28 protein-coding genes are annotated in these 23,702 nt (G+C 28.3%); 22 read left to right on the top strand and 6 right to left on the bottom strand.

Annotation, left to right across the window (positions count from 1 at the left end; translation table 11 throughout):
* Positions 1-11 precede the first annotated feature (11 nt).
* The 3 genes from hprK to K5V21_RS16190 all read left to right on the top strand — a co-directional run bounded on the left by hprK (position 12) and on the right by K5V21_RS16190 (position 2,703).
* Positions 12-923: an HPr(Ser) kinase/phosphatase gene (gene hprK, locus K5V21_RS16200; protein ID WP_204595094.1), complete on the top strand. Its 912-nt coding sequence runs from the start codon at positions 12-14 to the stop codon at positions 921-923.
* A gap of 47 nt (positions 924-970) precedes the next feature.
* Entirely contained in the window at positions 971-2,368 is a 1,398-nt protein-coding gene (locus K5V21_RS16195) for an aminopeptidase (RefSeq protein WP_221862170.1), read from the top strand.
* 104 nt (positions 2,369-2,472) lie between these two features.
* The gene (locus K5V21_RS16190) at positions 2,473-2,703 is read left to right on the top strand and encodes a phage holin family protein (protein ID WP_221862169.1); all 231 of its coding nucleotides are present in this window, start codon (positions 2,473-2,475) and stop codon (positions 2,701-2,703) included.
* A 76-nt stretch (positions 2,704-2,779) separates the two neighbouring features.
* Here the strand turns inward: K5V21_RS16190 and K5V21_RS16185 are convergent, their stop codons facing one another.
* Positions 2,780-3,610 (bottom strand): PHP domain-containing protein, encoded by an 831-nt coding sequence (locus K5V21_RS16185; RefSeq protein WP_221862168.1) that lies wholly within the window; start codon positions 3,608-3,610, stop codon positions 2,780-2,782.
* A gap of 133 nt (positions 3,611-3,743) precedes the next feature.
* On the opposite strand from K5V21_RS16185, the gene K5V21_RS16180 reads away from it, so the two are divergent.
* From K5V21_RS16180 to folK, 7 genes are read left to right on the top strand one after another with little or no spacing between them, the layout of a single operon-like run.
* Positions 3,744-4,331 (top strand): anthranilate synthase component II, encoded by a 588-nt coding sequence (locus K5V21_RS16180; protein ID WP_221862167.1) that lies wholly within the window; start codon positions 3,744-3,746, stop codon positions 4,329-4,331.
* 1 nt (position 4,332) lies between these two features.
* Positions 4,333-5,703 carry an aminodeoxychorismate synthase component I gene (pabB, locus tag K5V21_RS16175; protein WP_221862166.1) on the top strand — a complete coding sequence of 457 codons (1,371 nt, stop codon included), beginning with the start codon at positions 4,333-4,335 and terminating at the stop codon, positions 5,701-5,703.
* A complete protein-coding gene (locus K5V21_RS16170) occupies positions 5,700-6,488 on the top strand; it encodes an aminotransferase class IV (RefSeq protein WP_221862165.1) in 789 nt (262 codons plus the stop codon). The genes pabB and K5V21_RS16170 overlap by 4 nt, the downstream gene beginning before the upstream one ends.
* Entirely contained in the window at positions 6,463-7,017 is a 555-nt protein-coding gene (gene folE / locus K5V21_RS16165) for a GTP cyclohydrolase I FolE (RefSeq protein WP_221862164.1), read from the top strand. The genes K5V21_RS16170 and folE overlap by 26 nt, the downstream gene beginning before the upstream one ends.
* A gap of 11 nt (positions 7,018-7,028) precedes the next feature.
* Positions 7,029-7,505, top strand: coding sequence for an HD domain-containing protein (locus K5V21_RS16160; protein WP_221862163.1), 477 nt, complete (start codon positions 7,029-7,031; stop codon positions 7,503-7,505).
* Between the two features lie 18 nt (positions 7,506-7,523).
* Positions 7,524-8,333, top strand: a complete 810-nt coding sequence (folP, locus tag K5V21_RS16155) for a dihydropteroate synthase (protein WP_221862162.1) — start codon at positions 7,524-7,526, stop codon at positions 8,331-8,333.
* 13 nt (positions 8,334-8,346) lie between these two features.
* A complete protein-coding gene (folK, locus tag K5V21_RS16150; RefSeq protein WP_221862161.1) occupies positions 8,347-9,159 on the top strand; it encodes a 2-amino-4-hydroxy-6-hydroxymethyldihydropteridine diphosphokinase in 813 nt (270 codons plus the stop codon).
* Positions 9,160-9,189: 30 nt separating this feature from the next.
* Here the strand turns inward: folK and K5V21_RS16145 are convergent, their stop codons facing one another.
* A complete protein-coding gene (locus K5V21_RS16145) occupies positions 9,190-9,660 on the bottom strand; it encodes a DUF4883 family protein (protein WP_221862160.1) in 471 nt (156 codons plus the stop codon).
* A 118-nt stretch (positions 9,661-9,778) separates the two neighbouring features.
* Here K5V21_RS16145 and K5V21_RS16140 point away from each other — a divergent pair, with 118 nt between their 5' ends.
* Positions 9,779-10,231 (top strand): hypothetical protein, encoded by a 453-nt coding sequence (locus K5V21_RS16140; protein WP_221862159.1) that lies wholly within the window; start codon positions 9,779-9,781, stop codon positions 10,229-10,231.
* A gap of 86 nt (positions 10,232-10,317) precedes the next feature.
* Positions 10,318-11,337, top strand: coding sequence for a pyruvate kinase (locus tag K5V21_RS16135; RefSeq protein ID WP_221862158.1), 1,020 nt, complete (start codon positions 10,318-10,320; stop codon positions 11,335-11,337).
* 472 nt (positions 11,338-11,809) lie between these two features.
* Here the strand turns inward: K5V21_RS16135 and K5V21_RS16130 are convergent, their stop codons facing one another.
* The 4 genes from K5V21_RS16130 to K5V21_RS16115 all read right to left on the bottom strand — a co-directional run bounded on the left by K5V21_RS16130 (position 11,810) and on the right by K5V21_RS16115 (position 16,643).
* The gene (locus tag K5V21_RS16130) at positions 11,810-12,991 is read right to left on the bottom strand and encodes a tyrosine-type recombinase/integrase (RefSeq protein ID WP_221862157.1); all 1,182 of its coding nucleotides are present in this window, start codon (positions 12,989-12,991) and stop codon (positions 11,810-11,812) included.
* Positions 12,992-15,098: 2,107 nt separating this feature from the next.
* Positions 15,099-15,503, bottom strand: a complete 405-nt coding sequence (locus tag K5V21_RS16125) for a GNAT family N-acetyltransferase (protein WP_221862156.1) — start codon at positions 15,501-15,503, stop codon at positions 15,099-15,101.
* 149 nt (positions 15,504-15,652) lie between these two features.
* Positions 15,653-16,108: an ImmA/IrrE family metallo-endopeptidase gene (locus K5V21_RS16120; protein WP_221862155.1), complete on the bottom strand. Its 456-nt coding sequence runs from the start codon at positions 16,106-16,108 to the stop codon at positions 15,653-15,655.
* 19 nt (positions 16,109-16,127) lie between these two features.
* Positions 16,128-16,643, bottom strand: a complete 516-nt coding sequence (locus K5V21_RS16115; protein ID WP_221862154.1) for a helix-turn-helix domain-containing protein — start codon at positions 16,641-16,643, stop codon at positions 16,128-16,130.
* A 164-nt stretch (positions 16,644-16,807) separates the two neighbouring features.
* Here K5V21_RS16115 and K5V21_RS16110 point away from each other — a divergent pair, with 164 nt between their 5' ends.
* The 10 genes from K5V21_RS16110 to lepB all read left to right on the top strand — a co-directional run bounded on the left by K5V21_RS16110 (position 16,808) and on the right by lepB (position 23,567).
* Positions 16,808-17,026, top strand: coding sequence for a helix-turn-helix domain-containing protein (locus K5V21_RS16110; protein ID WP_221862153.1), 219 nt, complete (start codon positions 16,808-16,810; stop codon positions 17,024-17,026).
* Positions 17,027-17,293: 267 nt separating this feature from the next.
* Complete coding sequence (locus tag K5V21_RS16105; protein WP_221862152.1) at positions 17,294-17,521, top strand: helix-turn-helix transcriptional regulator; 228 nt, start codon at positions 17,294-17,296, stop codon at positions 17,519-17,521.
* Between the two features lie 138 nt (positions 17,522-17,659).
* Positions 17,660-18,739: a helix-turn-helix domain-containing protein gene (locus K5V21_RS19430; RefSeq protein ID WP_245000760.1), complete on the top strand. Its 1,080-nt coding sequence runs from the start codon at positions 17,660-17,662 to the stop codon at positions 18,737-18,739.
* Entirely contained in the window at positions 18,666-19,409 is a 744-nt protein-coding gene (locus K5V21_RS16100; RefSeq protein WP_245000759.1) for an ATP-binding protein, read from the top strand. The genes K5V21_RS19430 and K5V21_RS16100 overlap by 74 nt, the downstream gene beginning before the upstream one ends.
* A 299-nt stretch (positions 19,410-19,708) precedes the next feature.
* On the top strand, positions 19,709-19,834 hold the full coding sequence (locus K5V21_RS19585) for a hypothetical protein (protein WP_280637817.1): 126 nt from the start codon (positions 19,709-19,711) through the stop codon (positions 19,832-19,834).
* A 194-nt stretch (positions 19,835-20,028) separates the two neighbouring features.
* The gene (locus K5V21_RS16095) at positions 20,029-20,226 is read left to right on the top strand and encodes a hypothetical protein (RefSeq protein WP_221862150.1); all 198 of its coding nucleotides are present in this window, start codon (positions 20,029-20,031) and stop codon (positions 20,224-20,226) included.
* Complete coding sequence (locus tag K5V21_RS16090; protein WP_221862149.1) at positions 20,226-20,363, top strand: hypothetical protein; 138 nt, start codon at positions 20,226-20,228, stop codon at positions 20,361-20,363. Before K5V21_RS16095 ends, K5V21_RS16090 begins: the two co-directional genes overlap by 1 nt.
* Positions 20,364-20,593: 230 nt before the next feature.
* Positions 20,594-21,757: a hypothetical protein gene (locus K5V21_RS16085; RefSeq protein ID WP_221862148.1), complete on the top strand. Its 1,164-nt coding sequence runs from the start codon at positions 20,594-20,596 to the stop codon at positions 21,755-21,757.
* Positions 21,758-21,763: 6 nt separating this feature from the next.
* Entirely contained in the window at positions 21,764-22,567 is an 804-nt protein-coding gene (locus K5V21_RS16080; protein ID WP_221862147.1) for a hypothetical protein, read from the top strand.
* A gap of 484 nt (positions 22,568-23,051) precedes the next feature.
* Positions 23,052-23,567, top strand: coding sequence for a signal peptidase I (gene lepB, locus K5V21_RS16075; protein ID WP_245000758.1), 516 nt, complete (start codon positions 23,052-23,054; stop codon positions 23,565-23,567).
* Positions 23,568-23,702 lie beyond the last annotated feature (135 nt).

Genomic DNA, 23,702 nt, shown 5'->3' with positions numbered 1-23,702 from the left:
GGTGGTTAGGGATGGCAGTAACTGTTGAAAGATTAATTAAAGATTTTGAACTAGAGATATTAGTAGAAGGTAATGCAGGAGAAAAAATAAGTGTAAGTGATGTTAATAGACCTGGACTTCAATTATCAGGATTTTATAATTATTTTACACCAGAGAGAATACAAGTTATAGGTAAAGCTGAGTGGAGTTTTCTAGATGATATGCAAGTTGAAATAAGACAAAAAAGATTGAAGAAGTATTTTAGCTTTGATATGAAGTGTGTAATTATAACAAGAGACCTTGTACCACATGAAGAACTAATAAAATATGCAGAAAAACAAAAGGTATGGGTCTTAAGAAGTAATTTAGTTACAACTAAATTTATTAGTAAACTTACTATGTATATGTCTGACAAGCTAGCTCCAGAAACTAGACTGCATGGAGTATTAGTAGACGTTTACGGTATAGGTATATTAATAACTGGAGAGAGTGGGATTGGCAAAAGTGAAGTTGCACTCGAACTTATAAAAAGAGGTCATAGATTAGTAACAGATGATGCTGTTGATATAAAAGAAATTGATGGAGAACTTATTGGATCCTCTCCTAGAATAACAATCGGTATGCTTGAAGTTAGAGGAATTGGAATAATTGATGTATCTTCATTATATGGTTTAAGTTCTGTCCTTCAAGAAAAAGATATTAAGCTTGTTATGCATTTTGAGCATTGGAAAGACGAAGGAGATTACGATAGACTTGGAACAAATTATGAGTATATGGATATTTTGGGGGCGCCTGTTAGGAAATTAACTGTTCCTATAAGACCAGGCAGAAATATCGCAGTAATAATAGAAGCAGCTGCTGTAAACTTTAGATATTCATTAATGTCTAATGAAACACCTGTTGATATTATAGAAAGTAGAATAAGTCAAATAAGCGATAATTAAAAAAAGATTATTAATTCTATTAATAGATAATAATATATATTATAAAAATGAAAAGGGAGGGCTATAATATGGCAAAAAATGCTTGGAAAAAGTATGATGAAAAAGGAATAAAAGAAATTTTTAATTTTAATGAAGGATATAAAGATTTCATATCAAAATGTAAGACTGAAAGAGAATGTGTTGTAGAGTCAATTAGAATAGCAGAAGAGCATGGTTTTAAGGATCTAGATAAAATAATTAAATCAAATGAGAGATTAAAGCCAGGAGATAAAGTATATGCAAATAATATGGGGAAAACATTAGCTTTATTTGTAATAGGTGAAGAAAGTATGGATAAGGGGCTTAAAATATTAGGGGCGCATATAGATTCACCAAGATTAGACTTAAAACAAAATCCATTATATGAAGATACTGATTTAGCATTTTTAGATACTCATTATTATGGTGGAATTAAGAAGTATCAATGGGTTACACTTCCACTTGCTCTTCATGGTGTTGTTGTTAAGAAAGATGGAAGTAAGATTGATATAGTAGTTGGTGAAGATGATAATGATCCAGTTGTTGGGATATCAGACCTTTTAGTACATTTAGCAGCTAATCAAATGGATAAAAAAGCAGCAAAAGTTATAGAAGGCGAAGATTTAAATGTACTAATTGGAAGTATGCCTTTAAGTGGAGAGGAAAAAGATGCTGTAAAAGCTAACATACTTAAGATATTAAAAGAAAAGTATAATTTTGAAGAAGAAGATTTCTTATCAGCAGAAATTGAAGTTGTACCAGCAGGTCGTGCTAGGGATTATGGATTAGATAGAAGTATGATAATTGGATATGGTCAAGATGATAGAGTATGTTCATATACTTCATTAATTGCTATAACAGAAATGGATAAAATAGATAAGACTTGTGTATGTTTACTTGTTGATAAAGAAGAGGTAGGAAGCATTGGTGCAACAGGAATGCAATCTAGATTCTTTGAAAACATAGTAGCAGAGGTTATGGATAGAGCATCCGATTATTCAGACATAAAGTTAAGAAGATGCTTAACTAATTCAAAGATGCTTTCATCAGATGTTAGTGCAGCTTTTGATCCAAATTATCCATCAGTTATGGAAAAGAAGAATTCTGCATATTTTGGAAATGGAATAGTATTTAATAAATACACTGGTGCAAGAGGTAAATCAGGATGTAATGATGCGAATGCAGAATATATGGCAGAGCTTAGGGCTATGATGGAAAAGCATGATGTATCATTCCAAACAGCAGAACTTGGAAAAGTCGATCAAGGTGGCGGTGGAACAATCGCTTATATCTTAGCTCAATACAATATGGAAGTAATAGACTGTGGAGTGGCACTACAAAATATGCATGCGCCATGGGAAGTCGCATCAAAAGTTGATGTTTTTGAAACTAAAAAGGGATATGTTGCTTTCTTAAAGGAAGCTTAAATTATATAAAATAAAGAGAGCATTTTTATGCTCTCTTTATTTTATATATAGCAACATATGTAATGTAAAATCATATAATATACCAAAAAGGAAGGTGATATATTATGATTGATGCATCACGTTTTAAAAATTATGGATTATGGGTTTCTGTAGCAGCATTAATTCCTATGATCATGCAAGGATTTGGAATTGATATTCTACCAGGAAATTATCAAGAGATAGTTAATACTATACTTTCAATTTTAGTAATGGCTGGGATATTGAGTAACCCAACAACTAGTTGTAAATGGTATGTTGATGATAAAGGTCAAGAAAAACAAAAAAAGTTAGAATAAAAAGAATTTAAGATTTGTTTGTTAGATAAAAAAGTGCCTATCTATATTAAGTTATAGTAGGCACTTACTTTATGTTTTATATGCTTAATCTTTTCATTAATTTACCTAAAAGGTCATCATCTAAAGACATGTCACCAATATCTCCATGACGTTTATCATTTATAAAATCACCATGGCAATCTGAACCAGCAGTTACTAAAAGATTATGTTCTCTTGCAAAAGATAATAAGAATTCTTCATCCTCTTTAGAATTTAAGAAGTATACAGCTTCGATACCATCTAAATCAAATTTTAAAAACTCTTCTAATGGAGAATTTTTAATTAATATAGGATGAGCTAAAACTACAATAGCATTAAATTTATGAAGTATATCAATACCTTCTTTAATTGTGATTTTATTAGTTGGTACATAAGCAGGTCTATCCTTACCTATGAAGTTATCAAAAATATAGTCCTGTGTATATGGGTAGCCAGCATCCATTATAGCTTTTGCTATATGTGGTCTTGCAATTACGCTTTCACCATACTTTAAGACATCTTTAAAATCTATTTTTATTTCAAAGATATCATATAGCTTTTTAACCATTTCTTCTGCTCTTAGAATTCTTCTTCTTTTTATAGAATCTAATATTTCAAGAAATTCCTTTGATTTATAACTATCATCTTTAAAAAAGCCTAATAAATGTATACTTTCATTATTGTGATTACATGAAAATTCTACAGCTGGTATTATTTTTATATCTTTAATTTTTGCTTCATTTATTGCTTCAGGAAGGCCATTTACAGTATCATGATCGGTTATTGCAAGTATTGATACTCCATTTCTATATGCTCTATCTACTACCTTTTGGGGGCTAATTACCCCATCTGAGGCACTTGTGTGTACGTGAAAATCAACCTTTGTCATGGAACTTCAACTCCTTTCTTATCCTAATATATTTTTTAAGATAAAAAGCTATGATATAATTTAAATATTATAAGTATTTTAGCACAATAAAAGGATTTTTGTAATAAAATTTGGTTAGAAGAGGAACAAAATTATGTTAATAATGATAGATAATTATGATTCATTTGTTTATAACTTAGTAAGGTATTTCAATGAATTAAAAGAGGAAGTAATAGTATATAGAAATGATGAAATTACTGAAGATATTATAAATAAAATTAAGCCTGATGGAATAGTAATCTCTCCAGGACCTAAAAGTCCAAAGGAGACTGGAGAAGTATTAAATATAATAGATAAATTTAAAGATAGAATCCCTATATTAGGAATATGCCTTGGACATCAGAGTATAGGTCATTACTTTGGAGGAGAGATTGTAAAGGGAGAAAGACCTATGCATGGAAAGATATCTCCTATATTAAATAATGGACAAGGAATATTTAAGGGAATCCCTGAAAAGATAAAGGTAACAAGATATCACTCTCTAATAATTAAAAAAGAGAATTTACCTTGTGAATTAGAAATAACTGCTATAACTGAAGATGGAGTAATTATGGGGATTAGACATAAAGAATTCCCTATATATGGAGTTCAATATCATCCAGAAGCAGTACTTACAGAAGAGGGGTATTCAATTCTTAAAAACTTTATAAAAATTTGTGAAGAGCATAAGGAGAGAAGGTAATATGAGATTTAAGATTAAAGAATTTATAACTAATTTATCTCCTTTTGATATATATTCTGTATTTAGCAATGAAGAGGATAGTGTATTCTTAGATAGTTCAAAGGAAGATAAGAATTTATCTAAATATTCATTTATTGGAATAAATTCAACTGAAAAGTTTGAAGTGATAGATGGAAAATGCTATATAAATTCAAAGGAAATTGATGGTGAAGATGGATTTTTAGAAATAGAAAAGAGAATAGATAAATATAAATTAAATGTACAAAGTGATATTCCATTATTAGGAGGATATATTGGTTATATTTCATATGATGCAGGAAGAATGATAGAGAGATTGCCAAATACAGCTAAAGAAGATTTCAAAATTCCTGATATGAGATTTATATTATACAATAATATAATAATATTTGATTTAATAAATAAAAAATCGTACATAACTTCTTTAGGATTAGAAATTGATAAAGATATAGATGATGAAGATAAAAGTATAGATATTATAGAAAGTAAAATATTAAAGGCTAAATCTTTAGATAAAATAGATATTTGTGAAGGTGATACGAAATTTCATTCAAACTTTACAAAGGACGAATATATAAATGCAGTATCTACTATGAAAGAGTATATAAGAAATGGTGATATATATATTGCAAATATGACGCAAAGATTTTATTGTGAATGTACAGAAGAGGCATTTAAGATATATTCAAAGCTTAGGAGTATAAATGAAGCACCATTTTCTGCGTATTTAAACTATAAAGATTTTCAAGTTATAAGTTCATCACCAGAAAGATTTATTCAAATAAAAGATAGAAAAGTAAGTACGCGTCCTATAAAAGGAACTAGACCTAGAGGAAGTAATAAAAAAGAAGATAACTATTATAGAAGAGAGCTTCAAAATAGTGAAAAAGATAAATCAGAGTTACTTATGATTGTTGATTTAGAGAGAAATGATTTAAGTAAAGTTTGCAAACCTAATTCTGTTGATGTTACTGAACTATTTAAAATAGAAGAATATGCAACAGTATTTCATTTAGTTTCAACAATAGAGGGCGTATTAGAAAGTGGGAATTCAGCAGTAAAATGTATGAGAGAAGCATATCCAGGAGGATCTATAACAGGAGCACCTAAAATAAGAGCTATGGAGATTATAGAAGAGCTTGAAGGAGTAAAAAGAAATATATATACAGGAAGTATAGGATATTTTGATTTAAGAGGAAATAGTGATTTTAATATAGTTATAAGAACTATATTAAAAAAAGAAGATAAAGCATACTTCGGAGTTGGAGGAGGTATAACCTGGGAATCTAATGAAGAAGAGGAGTATGAGGAAACACTCCAAAAAGCAAGAGCATTAATGAAGGTGTTAAGATGAGGAAAATTATAATTAATGATGATAATATAAAATTAGATAATGGAGTGTTTTTTGGACAAGGAGCATTTGAAACAATTCTTTGTGGGAAAAATCCATATTTTTTAGGTTTTCATATTAATAGACTAAAAAAAGCTCTTGAGGTTTTAGAGATGGAACCTTTAATAGAAGAGAAAGAAATAGTAGAATATATAAATAAATTAAATATTAGAGATAAAGTATTAAAAATAACAGTTACTGACAAAAATATAATTTTAACAACAAGAGAGAATCCATATACAGAAGAAATTTATGAGCAGGGATTTTCACTTAAAATATCAGATGTTTTAAGAAATTCAACATCTATACTTCCTAAGATAAAATCAACTAATTATATAGAGAATATATTAGAGAAAAGAAATGCTAATAAAGAAGGATATGATGATGTAGTATTTTTTAATGAAAAAGGTCATTTATGTGAATCATCTGTTTCAAATATATTTTGTATAAGAGATGAAAAAATTTATACTCCTGATTGTTCAAATGGGCTATTAAATGGGACTGTTAGAGAATGGATAATTAGGAGTTTCAATGTTATAGAGTGTGACATTACTCTGAAAGATTTAAAAAATATGAAAGAAGTATTTGTAACTAACAGTTTAATTGGTATAATGAAAATTAAATCTATAGGGGAATTACAATTTAATACACATGTAATTACAAAAAATATAAGCAATAAGTATAAAGAACATATTAGCAGTAAAGATGGAGGGCAAAGAATATATGATGAACAAAGAGAAGATAATTGAAGGCGTAAAGCTTATAATAGAAGGAATTGGAGAAGATCCAAATAGAGAAGGATTAATAGAGACACCAGATAGAATAGCAAGAATGTATGAAGAGATTTTTTCAGGGCTTAATAAAGATGCGAAAGAATACTTAAGTAAAGCATTTACTGTTTCCAGAGATGATTTAGTTATAGAAAAGGATATAGTATTTTATTCAATGTGCGAGCATCACTTTGTACCATTCTTTGGTAAGGCACATATAGCATATATACCAAATGGGAAGGTTGCTGGACTTTCAAAGCTTGCAAGAACTGTAGATATACATTCTAGAAAGCCACAACTTCAAGAGCAGTTAACTTCTGATATAGCAGATGATATTATGAAATATCTAGATGCAAAAGGTGTAGTTGTAATGATTGAAGGTGAACATACTTGTATGACTATGAGGGGTGTTAAAAAGCCAGGAACAAAAACTATAACAACTACTTATAGAGGTATTTGTGAAGAGGATAGAGGACTTAGAAGTGAAATACTTTCATTAATGAGATAGGGGCTGATTTAATGAAGAGAGTAAATCAGATTTTAAATAATGAAACTTTTAAAATAAATATGGGACTTTTAGATAAGCTAGAGAAGGATAGAGAGTTTTGTAGACATGGGCTAGACCATAGTTTAGACCTTGCAAGAATTGCTTATATAAAATCACTTGAAGAAGATATTAAGATATCAAAAGAGATTATTTATGCAGTTGCTCTTTTGCACGACCTAGGTAGGGTACTTCAATATACGGAAGGAGTACCACACCATGAAGGAAGTGTTATTTTAGCAAAGCAAATACTAAAAGATACATCCTTTAATGATGAAGAGAGAGCGCTAATAATTGATGGGATAGAGAAACATAGAGAGATTAATGGTGAGAACTCCTTTAATAAACTAATTCAAGATAGTGACAAGCTATCTAGAAATTGTTTTAGTTGTAAGAGTTATGATAAATGTTATTGGGATAGTAATAAGAAAAATAATTTAATAAAGTATTAGTTTAAGGAGTGGAGTAATATGAGAATAGGAAATAAAGAGTTTAATATAGGTGAGAGAACATACGTAATGGGAATATTAAATGTAACACCAGATTCCTTTTCAGATGGAGGGAAATTCAATAGCGTAGACGCGGCAATTAAAAAGGTAGAAGAACTTATAAGAGATGGTGCTGATATTATAGATGTTGGAGGAGAGTCTACAAGACCTAATTTTGAAGTAGTATCTACTGAAGAGGAAATTGAAAGAGTTGTACCTATAATAAAAGCTATAAAAGATAACTTTGATATACCAATATCTATAGATACTTATAAAAGTGCTACAGCAGAAGCGGCTATAAAAGCTGGTGCTGATATAATAAATGATGTTTGGGGATTTAAAAAAGATACTAATATGGCAAGTGTTGCAGCAAAATATAACGTGCCTTGTATACTAATGCATAATAGAGAAGAAGATGAATATAAGGATCTAATGAAGGATGTTATATTTGATTTAATAGATAGTATAAATATAGCCTTAGATGCTGGAGTATTAAGAGAAAATATTATTTTAGATCCAGGTATAGGCTTTGCAAAGACTTTAGAAGAAAATCTAATTGTTATGAATAATTTAGAACTTATTAAAGCTATTGGATACCCAGTTCTTTTAGGAACATCAAGAAAGAGAATGATAGGATTAACATTAGATTTACCAGTAGATGAAAGAGTTGAGGGAACTATAGCAACTACTGTTCTTGGAATTGTTAAAGGATGCGAATTTATAAGAGTACATGATGTTTTAGAAAATAAGAGAGCGTGTGTTATGACAGATGCTATGTTAAAAGCTAGATAAAGAAGGGATATTTATGGATAAAATTTATTTAAAAGATGTTGAAATCTTTGCAAATCACGGTGTATTTGAAGAAGAGAAGACCCTTGGACAAAAATTCATATTTGATATTGAGTTAGAGTTAGATCTTTCAAGAGCAGGAAAGACTGGTGATCTTACTTCTTCAGTGCATTATGGTGAATTAGTATATGGAGTAGAAAAAGTTGTATGTGAGAGAAGTTATGATCTTATAGAAACTGTTGGGGAGAGAGTAGCTGAATATATTTTAAAAGAATATAGAATGATAAAAAATGTGAAAGTTAAAGTTAAGAAGCCGTGGGCACCTATAGGAAGACATTTAAATTATGCCGCAATTGAAATTAATAGAGGATGGCATGAAGCTTATCTTTCAATAGGAAGTAACGTTGGTGATAAGGAAAAGAACTTAAGAGAAGCTATAAATTATTTAGAAGATGTAAATGGAGTAAGCATAGATAAAGTTTCAACATTTATAAAGACAGAACCTTGGGGATTTAAGGAACAAGAGGAGTTTTTAAATGGAGCTATTAAGATAAGAACGATACTTTCTCCGAAAGAGCTTATGGAATCACTTTTAAAGATTGAAGAAGAGATGAAGCGTGAGAGAATTATAAAATGGGGACCTAGAATAATTGATTTAGATATAATTTTCTACGATAATTTAGTAAGTGATGATGAGTATGTTACTGTTCCTCATCCAAGAATGGAAGAGAGAGAATTTGTATTAAAACCGCTTGCTGAGATAGCCCCAAATAAGATACATCCATTATTAAATAAGAGGATATTTAAAATACTAGATGAATTAAATTAAAAATAGGAGTGCAAATTGAATTCTGCACTCCTATTTTTTATGTTGTACATAGTTACAAAAATCATATAGATTGAAATGTGTAGGAAGGTTACTCATATCAATTATGTCTTCACTATAATTACCATCCCATGGAGTAATAGTAGAAGTCTTATTATCATAAATTTTTATAATATATTTTTCATTAGAAAAATTAACTATAAGTCTAAATTTTTCTTTATTCTTAGGAGAATATTCCTCTAAAAAATCTTCATCAGATAAATTATTTAGAAAATCTTTTAATATACCTAAATCTTCTTTATCAACAGGGAAATATTTATAAAGATTAGTATCAAATACTTGAAGAGTATAATCTTCATTATTTTTCAAGTTTTCTTTTATTTTCTCTGTGTAATAACTTTTTGAAGGGCTTTGTTCAAAGTTTATATATCTTGCAGTATTTAAACTACATCCCTGTAGAAATAAGAGGGCAACAATTAAAAATAAAAGTTTAATGCTTCTCAAAAATAGAAACCTCCTTTATCCAATCTCTTTAATAACTTATTCTAATCTATGTAAATTTAGAACATTTTAAGAGACCTTGAATATAATATAATAAAATTCAATCCTTGGAGGTATTACTATGAAAATTGGAATAGATATAAATAATTCTGATATTTCCAGGGCAGTAAGGAATCAACTCAAGAGCAAAGGGTATTATGTAGTTGATATGTCTTTGGAAGAAAAAAAATCAATTGGAGAAGAAGTATTTAGAAAGACAATCCTTGCAAATACATCTAATTTAGATTTTCTAATATCTGCACAAATTAATGAAGGAAATAATATAGTAGATGTTTATTATGAAGATACAGAATTATCAAAAAAATTTTCTGAAGAATTTATAAAATGCATAGATAAACTTGGGGTATCTAATGCTAAATTTAATAATGGAGAAGAATTTTATTTGATAAAAAATACTAAAGCAGCAACCTCTATTATTAAGATGAATTTACAAAATATTGATATGCAAAAAGAAAATATAGTACAAAATATAATTTCTTGCATAGAATATATAAGATTTATAGAACGTAAATAAACTTTATAATATCTTAATAATAATTAATGGATAAAATAGGGATTAATGCAGTAGTATATAGTAATTAGTAAAAAGGGGGGAGAAAAATGAGGATAGTAGCTACTATAGGGCCCAGTATAAAAGAAAGATGGGTTCTTCAAGAGCTGATTTCATCAGGGGTTTCTACATTTAGATTTAATTTTTCTCATGGATCAATTGAAGAGTTTGACGAAGGGTATAAGTTACTTAAGGAGTTAAAAGAAGATATACATATAATGGTTGATTTGCCTGGAAGAAAGATAAGAATATCAGATAAATTACCATATATATATAAGATTTATAATGGTGAAGAAATAATATTTTGCGGAGAAGACACTTATATAAATGAGGGATATTCAATTAAGAAGGGAAAAATGAGGGTAATTCCTTTAAATATAAAAAATAAAATTCTTAGGAATGAAAAAATGAAAAGCATTTCAATGAAAGATGATACTATGAGATTTGATATACTTTATACAGATGATAAGGGGATTCATGTTAGAGTAAAGAAAGGCGGAATAGTTAGAGCTGGAAAAGGATGTAATATAAAAGGATTTTCTAGAAATAATATAGGACTTTCATTGAAAGATAAAACTGCAATTGCCTGGGGAGTTAAAAATAAAGTAGATATAATATGCCAATCTTTCGTTGAATGTGTATCTGATATATGTAGGGTGAAAGATTTTATAAGAGAGCAAGAGTCAAATGGGTACATGCCAACTATATGGGCTAAAGTTGAGACGCCTAAAGGGATAGATGATATAGTGTCAATATCTAAAGATGTGGGCGGAATATTGATAGGAAGAGGAGATTTGGTACCGGAGGGAAGTATAATAGATGTACCTATATATCAAAATATGGTTTTTGAAAAGTTGAAGGATTATGATGGTGAAATAATAATAGGAACTCATATTTTAAACAGTATGAAGCGTGGAAAAACAGCAGATCTTGCTGAAGTTGATAGTATATATAATTCAATAGCAAAGGGGGCAGATGGTTTCTTATTATCAGGGGAAACATCGATTGGAAAGGCACCAATAAAAACTGTAAAATTCTTATCAAAACTTATTGAGAGATATAAAGAATAAAGGGGATTTGCTTATATGAAAAATAAGGGTGATGAAAAGAAATCTTTATATACTATGATTACTCAAGCAGCATGGGTAGCTGTTGGATGTGGAATATTATTTTTAATGTATAAAGTTGTAACAGAATTAATTTAGAATTATAGACTTTCTTTTAAAGGAAATTTTATAATTCTTCAGTTGTATTAAAGCTAAAATTAAGTTTATTGATATAGAGTTAAAAAAGATAATTAAATGAAAAAGAGCTATAAAATAGTTTTAAAACTATTTTATAACTCTTTTTTACTCTGGTGCCACCAGTGGGATATGGTTAGTAGGTAAGCAATAAAAGTGCATATCATTGCAAAACAAGTAAATAAGCCATTTGTTAATTTTCTAAAAGTAGTGAAAGTGCATGAAATAACATAGTTTTTCATTATGGTTGCACTACCGTTGCACTACTTTTTACGAAAGAAAAAGCCCATAAATACAGGGCTCACATACTAAGTAAATTATTTATTTTATCTACTGCTTTAATTTTTTCGCTAGGCATTACATGAGTATATATATCAAGTGTAGTACTGCTATCTTTATGTCCCATTAATTTCTGAACAGTTTTTATTGGAACATCTTGTTCAAATAATCTAGTAGCGTATGTATGACGTAATGAGTGGAACTTTATAGGTTTTATACCTATACTCTTTAAAACGCTCTGAAAATTCCTATTTGGGCGCTTACTTTCTAATGGGTTACCAAATTCATCACTAAATACATAATTCATATCATTGTATATATCTCTATTTTTCAATTTTTCTATATTTTGCTTTGATTTATATTTTTCTAATTCAGAAACTATATTATTAGGAAGAGGAACGATTCTTATAGAGCTTTTTGTTTTAGGTTCCTGCTCTACTATTTTATACTTCCTAGAGCCATCTTTTTCGATTATAGGTACTCTTTTTATAGTTTTGCTTACTGATACAGTATTCTCTACAAAATCAATATCAATCCATTTTAAAGCTAGTAATTCACCTTCACGTAATCCAGTACCAAGAGCCATAAGAAATAAACATTTAAATTTATGTTCTTGTATAGCTTTAATGAATTGTCGTTGTTCTTCAAGAGATAATACAGAATAATCACTGTTATATTCAACTTTAGGTATTTTTACTAATTTAGAATAAGCTTTTTTTATTATTTCTTGCTTTACGGCTTCAAGTAAAACAGTGTTTAAGTATCTATTTATTGTACTTACAACAGATGGCGTTTTCTTATCTAATTCCAATAGTCTATTGTAATATTGTTGTATATCCATAGTTCTTAAATCTACAAGTTTTATATTACCTATAGGAGAATCAAGAACATACTTTTTATATATACTGTAATATCTTTCAAAGGTAGAAGGCTTTAAATCATTCTTTCTAAATTCAAATATATAAGTATGGTACCATTCAGCCAATGTTATCTTATCGTTGCTAGAAAGCTCACTATTTAACATTTTACTTTTATAATTAGTCATAGCATTAACAACATCTTGCTTTTTTCTAGAATTGAAAGATTTTCTTATTAATTTTCCCTCTTCATTCCTACCTACAGTTAAAAATCCTCTATAATAAGTTATTCCATTCTTTTCATATTTAGATATAGAACCCTCACCATTCCCTTTTTTTCTTGACATAATATCACCTCAATTCTTTAGTATAGTAGTTACTTTGTTTTATATTGAAATAACTACATAATTACGTAGTGGTAAAAGGTATATCACTACAAATAAATTAGTAATAGAGAATTTATACAACTTCGATAATATCGATATTGCGTTATCATAAGTAGCAATAAAGTTTATCTTCGACACTTTTGCCGAATAATTAACCTGATCCTTTTGAAGGATTGGATTATTTAACGACTTCTGGATTTCGGAAACAGTTTTCCGAATGTAGTGATATATAGTATTTATCACTACAATATATTTTCCCAATAAGTTGGGGAAGAACTTAAAGGGTAATAAATGCTACCCTCAATATAAAAGTTTTCTGCCACTTGTTGCAGAAAGTCTAAGTGACTATAAAGAACTTAGAGAATGATTTGATAAAAGTCAAAAGTGCGTAATTTGCACTTTAAACAATAGGTTTGCAAAAATAAGTAGCCTACCTCTTCATGAGGAACTTTTGATATAGTGTTTAACCTTTAAATTAATTTCCAACAATTTGTGTGGACGAGAGTTCGTCCAATAAAACAGATGTCCTAAATGAGGACTTCTAAAGTAAATATATTTAACTATTAAATTAAAGGCATAGAAGAGAAAAATACATTAAAGGTGTATTGAGTAGTAATAATATATAAAACCTCTTTTAGGCTATAAAATAAAGCTTAAATTAATATATAAACTGGGTGATTTTAGTTCACCTAGTTTTCTAAATCTGTTGGAAGGATTTGGAGTTTTGTAGTCAATTTAATTAACATCTAAAATTCATATAATAATTAAATTTCTAAAGTCGGTTATAACGACTTTAAGATTTAAAGTTAGTCATTAAAATTGACAGAGATTTAAGTGTGCACCAAAAGTTGCACGTAGTAATGAACCTTATTAAAATCGTAGTGTTTTTAAAGCACTTCGAATAATTTAAAACCGATTATAGCGGTTTTAGGAAAAAGGGGATTTCCACTCATCAAAAGAGGTAAAATACCACCTTTTAAAAGTCAGTCGTTCAAATCGACCGAGATTTATATTTAAATATGCAAGACCCAACTTTTCGGGTCTTCTTTAAAATGGTAACAAATAATTTTTGTACCCCTCGTGGTTTACTACTCATAGGAAAATGAAAACGCCAATTTGGTGGTAGTTAAATAGTATTCCTTTTGAAGAGGAAAAACTAAAGAGCTTACCCAATATTATTTGGTAACCTATGGACTTAAAGTACATACCCAATTAAATAACGCTATTACTATAAGCACATAAGTTTAGTACGGAATTCGTACCTAGTTAAAAGTAGCTTACCGACTTAAAGTAGGGAACCTTATAGAGCTTACCCGATAATATCGGGGAACCACGTAAAGATATTTACATTCTTTATAAAGGGTGGTAAATAATATTAACGACCCTTCACATTTAAAGTGGGTACTACCCATTTAAGTATTTTCGCAATTAGTGGCGAAAGCTCATAAGGGTTCGTCTTTAAGATGAAGGTTTCAGCAAGAGACCTTGAAAGTGCAAATTTCAAAAGGTTTTTACTGAACCTTTAAAGCGGGAATTTCCAGCTATCCAATTTATATCAAAGTGGACTCGGTAAAACTTCCGAGAGCATATTCCAAAATGGGGAAGGTGTTTAAAGTGTAGTTATTATGTATTGAAACAAGATAACTACATTTTATTTTAAAAATAAAAACCAACTGACTTATAGTAGGTTAGTTTAATGATAGCTCAGAGGGAAAATTCCCTCGGCTTAAATTTAATATTGGCTATCGATATAAAAACGATAGCGGATTTTTATATTACAGGGCAAATGCACCGTAAATACTATACAGACAACGAATTTAGTCGCTTGTATAAAATAGTAATTTGGGGTCGAACATTCGACCTTAGTTGTAGTGGCATAAGTTAATATCACTACAAATTAGTAATAAGTGGAGACGGATATGTCGCTATAAATAATTAGCATATTCCCCATAAGTGGAGAAAGTGCGAAATTTGCGCTATCTAATTTTAACGAGAGCAATTTTTCCCTCGTTATAAAGTACGAAATTCATACTTTAGAGAATGCTGAATTATATTTTCTGATTTTAAATTAAAGTTTATATCTATAAAAATTATTATTTTTATGATATGTAAATCCAAATTGTTTATAAAATTTATCTGACTCATTTAATGCAATTAATCCAATAAATGAATTATCATCACAATGGTTATTTATATAATCCATTAATTTATTCATAATCAAAGTTCCTATATTCTGTTTTTGATATAGCGGATTAATCATTAAATCTTGTATATAAAATATTGTTGCACCATCTCCTACAATTCTTCCAAAACCGATTAAAATATCTTCCTTTTCTATACAAATACAATAAGTAGAGTTTTCTAACCCTAGTTTTACTTTACTAGTTTGTAGTGGATTCCAACCTACGGATTTTCTTAGTTCATTGTATTGTGTTGGTCTAGGAAACTTGTGTATTACTTTAATATTTTCCATATTACCTCCCATAATATAATCAAATAATAGTATTTAAATATAAATTTATATTTAGTATAAAGCGCAATTCCTATGTTATATGAATCGTGACATTAACTAAAAGTTACGTTGTATTAAAAAATAGTATTTTTAATAATATAAATAGTGTTTTAGTATGGAATAATATTCAAAGGACTAAATGTTAATAAGTGTGTTTTGCCAACGTAATACACACCATATTTCCTTTTGTAAAAATCAATAGCTTCTAATAAAAAATCTTCACTTACAGATAACTCAGATGTCAGATCTTGAATAGATATAGCGCCGTTTAATATACAAGTGATTATACTTTCTGGAGAAATTATTTTACTATAACTCCAGTAACGAGCTCTATTTTCTTGATATATATTACTACTATTTAAATAAGTGATATCTCCTGTGGTGGTAAAGTAGTGACCTAATTCTTCAGACAAAATACAGAACTTAGTTGTTTCCGTTGAATATTCGTTAATATAAATAGTTTCATCATAGCAGTAACCACAATCTCCGCCTAAATTTGTTTCTATAACTTTAATTCCGTAAGAATATGTTTCATCTAAAAGTTCTTCATATCTAGTAAGTTCCATAATATCCTCTCATTAGTATTTATTTAGTATTTTTATTTCTTCTTTTTTCTCTTTCTAACCTTTTTATCATTTCTATATTTCTTCTATTAGTTTCTTCATCAATGCCATCACTATGGGCAGCGAATACACGAGGAACATAACCATCATCTTCATCAACATATTCAATATCTCTGATAGTTGAACAACATTCATTAGAGCTTTTATTAAACTTAGGGTTATCTATCAAATCCTTTGTATAAGTAATAACCTTTTCTTTACCTGTATCATTTAGCTTTCTTAAATCTTCTATGTGATTCTCTTCTTCTTTTGAATAGATTTTAGTTTTATTTATTGCTTTAATATCTTCATCAGTAAAAATATCTATTGGACATTCTAGAGCTTTAGATAATAAAACGATAGTTTCATAAGCTGGATTAGTAGTAGTTCCATTTAAGATTTTATCAAGTGTACCTTTAGGAACTCCAGATTTTTCAGATAGAGACTTTGTAGTTAGTCCTTTTTCTTTTTTTAATTTATTAAGGATTTCAAACCCCATAATTAATCACCTCAATTATTAATATATACCCATATAGTAACATCGTCAATAAAAAAATAACCGAATATGGAAATAAAATTCAAGAAAAACATTGACATTATCCTAAAATGGAAATAAAATAAAAGAAAGATAACCGAATACGGTTAATTTAAAGGAGGATTTATATGTTTAAAAATTTGAAGGCCGAAATGGTTAGATATGATATATCAGTATCACAAATAGCAGAAACATTGAATGTGAGTGAAAGAACTGCAAAGAATTATATTAATGGAACAACAAAAATTTCATGGCTTGATGTGTTAAAAATTCAAAAAGTATTGTTTCCAGAACAAAGAGTTGCATATTTATTTGAAATTGATAACATTGAAAAGAAAATAAGTTAGCAATATTCCATAATATTTTTTTAGAAGAGGAATAATTCAGATATGTATATTATGCATATCCAAAATTCAAATTATTTAAATGTGACAATTAGTCACTATAGAAATAATTTGAATCATATCTAAAACCAAATTATTCAGAAGTACGAAATTCGTACATCAGAAATCATATCTAATTGTCAATAAGACAAGCTAAGTTCTATTAGCATTCTAGTCTTAGAGTATCGCACATAAGTGTGCGAAAGGTATTAAAGAAGTGGAGGGAGATATATGGTAGATGTAACTAAACGACAAGAAGAACACATGAAGAAGATTACAGAAGAAAAGAAGTTAATTACAGTTCAAGAATGTAAAGATTTAACTGGTATTGGAGTTAGAAGGATAAGGGAGTTATGTCATGTAGCGGGATTTCCTTGTATTAGATTTGGTAAAAAGTGCATGATTGTAAGTTCTCTTATAGATGAATGGATAATTAACAATATTGGAAAAACGTTTTAGGGGGTGATTTAGTATGAGTTTAAAGTTATTCAGTCGTTATATAAGGCTATGTAAAGAAACAGGAAAAGACCCCAGTTGGAGGGGTGTCCAAGCCTTTAAAAGAGTATTTGTGTAAGCTAGAGAATGGAGGTGCAGAGAATGTCTGATAAGGGGGTGGAATATAATACAAAAGGATATACAATTTTACAAAATAATATATTAGAAAATCTTAATTTAAATATGCAAGAGCAATCGTTGTTGATAGCATTAATAAGTTTTTATCATAAAGAAAAGGGATATGCATATCCAAATTATGAGCAACTTAAGTTAAGAAGTAAGATAAAGGATAATAGAACGCTGAGTAAAAATATAAATTTTTTAATAGAAAAAAAGCTTATAAAAAAAGAAACTGAAAAAGGAAGAGGGTGTAAATACTATATAAATTTACCTAGTGGAGAATTACACCACGTGGAAAATTCCACTACGTGTAAAAATACACTAGCACCTAGTGGAAAATTACACTATGACCTAGTGGAGAATTCCACTACAACAAATACTAATACAAATACTAATACAAATACAAATATATATACTTCTTCATCAGAAGAGGAGGATAGTAAAAAATATGTTAATGAAATTGATAAAGAATTAGAAGATGATTTACTTAATAAAATTAAAAGTAAATATTCTAAAGAACTTATAAAAGATGAATTAGATAAACTTAAAGATAAAGGACTTAGTGAATTAGATTTATTAAAAGAATTAGACAAGAATTTAAAATCTAAGAAAAAAGAAATAAAAGAAGAGGGTAACAAAGATATAAAAACTATATTTGATTTTTGGAATTCTAAAGGGATCATTAAGCATAAGGCTTTAAGTCCAGTAATTAAAAAGGCAATAGAGAAGGTATTAAAAGATTATAAGCTAGATGAAATAATCCAAGCTATAAATACTTATAGTGAAATATTAAATAGTCAGTTTTACTTTAAGTATAAATGGAATTTAAGTGATTTCTTAAATAGAAAAAATGGGATAAGTACATTTATGGAAGAGGGATCAAATAGAGTTAATTACGAAGAATGGAAGAAAGGAGTGAATAAAAATGGACATACCCCAAAATATATCACCAAAGATAGAGGACGTTTTACAGAGGGTACAGAAAACTTTGAATTCAAAGAAACATCAACAAACATCAGAAGTTATACAGAAGAGGAAATCGAACGAGCAGGAATTAAGTAAATGTTTATTATGTGATGGTTTGGGATTTATCTACGATGAAGAAAGTAATAAATATTCAAAGTGTAAGTGTCGAGAGAATGAGAATCTAATAAATTCATTAGCAAAGACTGGATTAAGTGGGGAACAATTAAAAAGGTCTTTTAAAGATTTTATTCCATGGAATGAAGAAACAAAGAAAATGAAAGATATTGCTACGAGTTATTATTTAAGTTTTGATAAGATAAAGAAATCTCAAAGTAATTCATTAGCTTTGTTAGGTGAGAGCGGAAGTGGTAAAACTCATTTAATATCAGCATTAATCAATAATTTTATATTGAATAAAAGTATTGATATAGCGTATATGTCATATATAGATTCTGTAACTGAATTAAAGCAAAATATATTAAATGCAGAGGTATATCAGAGAAAGGTTAGTAGATATAAGACGGCTCAAATACTTGTTATAGATGATTTATTTAAAGGAGGATATACGGATTCTGATATAAGAATAGTGCTAGAGATAATAAATCATAGATACAGTGCAAGATTACCGATTATGGTAAGTAGTGAGTTCTTTATTGATGATTTGATTAAAATTGATAAGGCTTTAGGTGGAAGAGTCAGAGAAATGTCAAAGGGATATATTTACGAGATAAAAGGTATTGAAAATAATTATAGATTAAATCACTAAAATAGATTTTAAGAGGTTTTTTTATGGAGGAATATAAATACTCTAAAACTGAAATAAATCTCTTCTATGAAGCTAAAAACAAACTAGAATAAGGAGATAAATACATGACTGATTATGAAGTGAAATTCTACAAATTGTTAGCAAGGATATTGAGATAAGTTTTAAGAGCTGAAACGTTGTATACGAATTACGAAAAATCAATTAATACTATCTAGGAGAGTAAATACATTATGAGGGTATTAAAAATATGTAATGCTTAATACAATAGGCAAATAAGAACAAGAAAGGAATTTAAAATTATGCAAGAAGAAATTAAAGTTATGGTAGATAAATTAGATTGCATGGAAGATAGAAAGAAATTAAGAACTATATATGCATTTTTAAAAGGGATCTTAAGTGAAAAGAAGGGGTTAAATTATGAGTAATGCTGAAAAGAATTTGTTAAAAACATTTTTAGAGATTATGAAATTATTAGAGAAATAAAAAAAGACTAATGTAAAAATATATACATCAGTCTTTAGGGTTATAGTGATACCCTTCAATCTCGCAAATTAAGGATATCACTATAGCTCCAATAAAATCAAGAGGGAAACGAAAGAAATATTGGAGGAATTTGAAAATGAAAGATGATATTAAAGATTTTATCAATGATTTAGAAGAGTTTAAAGCCAAGGATAATCAAGGCTTTATGAGTATGAAGAATGAAATATTAAAGCTCATTTGTAATATTGATAATAATGAAGTAAGCAACGTTTTAAATGGTACGACTAAGGAATTATTATCTAGACAAAATAAAATTATTAGAGGTGAGTTTTAATGAGTGAAGCACTTAAAAATCTTATCAATATTTATCAAGAAGAAACAAAAAAATGTGGATTATTAGAGGTTCTAAAGTTAGAACATGAAGTATATAGAAAAATAGGTGAATTAGAGCATAGGGGGTTAGGGGTATGAGCAAAGTTATTATAAGATATGAGAGCATAGAAGAAAGAGAAAAGATTATTAGAGCTCTTTCTATAGTTATGAGAGTAAAGAGTATTAGTAAGTCCGTGGAAATAGGTAAATAGAAAAGAATATATATTGAATTAGAATAGAATTATAGGGGTTCGACATAAGGTAGAACCCTCTTCTTTTAAGCAAATATGTAGTGTTAAAAGGTTTATCACTACAAAAGGAGGAATGATATGTTTTGTTCGGTAAAGAAAGATAGGAAAAATAATATATATAGATTTTATATATGTGATAGATACAGAGATAAAGAAACTAAGAAGGTAAAAAGTAGTGATAAATATATTATGTCACTACAAGCTAATGAGATATTGAATTTATCTATTGAGAATTTGAAGGTAACCATAGAGGATAATTGTATAAATAAAGGGATAAACCTAGATAATATTGATTTAGTAATGGAAAAAATTAATGCATTAAAAGATGTAGTGACAACAGAGAATACCACTACAAAAAATAATAATTATGATGTAGTGGTAACGGAAAATATCACTACAAAAAACGATTTTAATAATGTAGTGATACAGGAATATGACACTACAAATAAAAGTGATGATATTGAAGTTGTAGAGGCTGAAATAGTAGAAGAATTTACACCAAGTTATAAAACAACAATATCATTTGATGTGCAACAGGAGTATTCAAAGAATGTAAAACGAAGTCTAGGGTTTAATTCAATGATAACGGCGTTTGGTGGAAGTCCTAAAAATACATTTGAGATAGAAGAGGAAGAGTTAAGTAAGATACATGATAAGGCAGATAACATAAAGAAAAGCATAGAAGAAATAATAAAAGAGTATGAATATGTAGAAAATTTAAATAGTGAATTAAAGGATTTAAATAGCGATATAAGTATAGTACAAGACATTTATATTAGTTGTTATGATAAAGTTCCAAGTAGTGAAATATGGCTTATAGGAAATGGGTATATAGAGAAGATATACAGAATAAAGGATATTATATTGCCATATCAAGGAAGTAAACTATATGAATGCTGGGAAGAGATTAAGGAAGAGTATAACTTAGATGATGGCAAAACCTATATTAACCAAGATGAATATTTCAAAGAAATAGATTTATATAATCAGTGTACATTTGAATTTAATAAAGATGATATAACAGGAACACTAGTAAAAATAATGCTTAGCGGTAACTGTGAGGTCGATTATACAATGTCAGACTTTATAGATATTAATTTTAGTGGGAATAGCCCATATTTAAGTATAGATCATTTAATAGATTGGATTAATGATGAACCTATTAAAGATTATAAAGTGGATATAGATAGTCTATTACAGTATAAAGAGCAGTTGCATAAATATAAAAGTGTAGAGAGGTGATAAGTTATGTATTGCGTAATACAAGAGATAGATTTAAAGAAAGAGAATACTAATGGAGCACATAAGGAACTGGAAAGCTATTGTAGTAATTGGAGCATTGATGGAAAAGAGTATAGGAGATATTACTATAGACATACAGGGGATAGGTTTAAAAGACCTATAAAGAAAGCATATAGAATAAGTATCCATAAGAGCTATAGACGTAAGGGAAAGGTTAAAAAGAAACAGAAGGTTATATGCACTATTAATTATTATGACATTATAGATATAACCTCATATGTAGGCGATTATTGTTATAAAATAGAGGATAAAGCGAAAGAATTAGGACTTACAGAAGATAAGTTAATGGATATAATATATGAGAAGTTTGACCATATAATAGAACGTATAGAGAGTGAATTTAAGACTACAGAAGAGTATAGAGTAAGAAGTAAACATAAAGAAATAATAAATAAGTATTTAGAGAATAAGAGAGCATTTGAAGAGGTATATGGGGAGAATACTTATGATTATTGTTATGATGTATTTGGAGAACTTAGAGAAAAGAAAAAGTTAAATGATATAAAAAGGCAATATGAAGCAAATAAAGAATATGAGCGTAGTTACTATGAAAATTTTAAAAATAACTACAGTAATAATTCTTATAGTAGTTATTTTAATACAAAACAGAATAACTACAATGAAGAGGATAAAAAGAAATATAAGAAGATGTACAAGACCTTATCAGCAAAGTTTCACCCTGATGTATATAATGATGATGGAGAGATGATGAAGTTTATAAATGGATTAAAAGAAGATTGGGGATTATAGAAAAACTAGAAAGAAGTTGACAGGGATAGATTTCTTTCTAGTTTTTTTATAAGGGTAATGAGTAGTAAATATTATTTATTAACTCCTATATAGAATAGTATGAACTTATTGAGATAGTATAAATTCATTGTAAATAAAAAAGATATTAGTGTTTGAGGAAACTAATATCTTTTTTATGATTTACGAATAAAATTAATAATATTACATTACTTAATTGTCATAAAAGTTCTCAAATATAAATTAATAAAAGATAGTGGTACAAACTAAAACCACTATCTTTATTTATATAGAAAAACCTATACTATTAATTAACTCAAAATAAATTCTAGCATTTAAGTATAGCTAAAGTATTGAATAATACTTAAGAAATAATAAATAAAATATTAAATAAATGATAACAAGCAATAATTAATTAATATGTAATAGAGAAAATAGTTAGTTAGTAATATAATTTAATAAAATATTATTGAGAGGTGAGTTTGATTTGGAGAAAAAGTCTAGGAATATTATAAAAAATATAATAGAGATTTTAGGTGTTATAGTAATAGCTGTATTGATAAATAAGTTTATAATATTTACTGCGTACATACCAAGTGAATCAATGGTACCAACTTTAAATGTAGGAGATAGATTATTAGTTACTAGAGTATATAACCCTAGCAATTTAAAACGAGGAGATGTTGTGATATTTAAATCTAATGAATTAAATGAGATACTAGTAAAAAGGCTTATAGGATTACCAGGAGATGAAATAGAATTTAAAGGAACGTCCGTATATGTGAATGGTGAAATGTTAGACGAGCCATATATTAAAAATCCTATGGAGTTTGAAGGTACATACAAGGTTCCAGACAATGAATATTTCTTTTTAGGTGATAACAGGAATAATTCTTATGATTCGAGATTTTGGAAGGATCCGTATATAGGTGGAAGTGATATAATTGGAAAAGCGCAATTTATAATATGGCCATTGAAGGATATTGGATTAGTGGGAAACTAATATAAATACTTTTAAACAAAAATACTGCTAGAAGGATTTTGATATATAAGCTCCTGTAGCAGTATTTTTGTATACTAAGCATATTTAAATTGCTTATAAGTAAATTATATCATATTTATTTATGAGTTTATAAAT

It is taken from the genome of Clostridium sardiniense (genome assembly GCF_019753795.1).
GTDB classification, from domain to species: Bacteria; Bacillota; Clostridia; order Clostridiales; family Clostridiaceae; genus Clostridium; species Clostridium sardiniense.
This window is presented reverse-complemented; position numbering and strand designations above follow the sequence as displayed.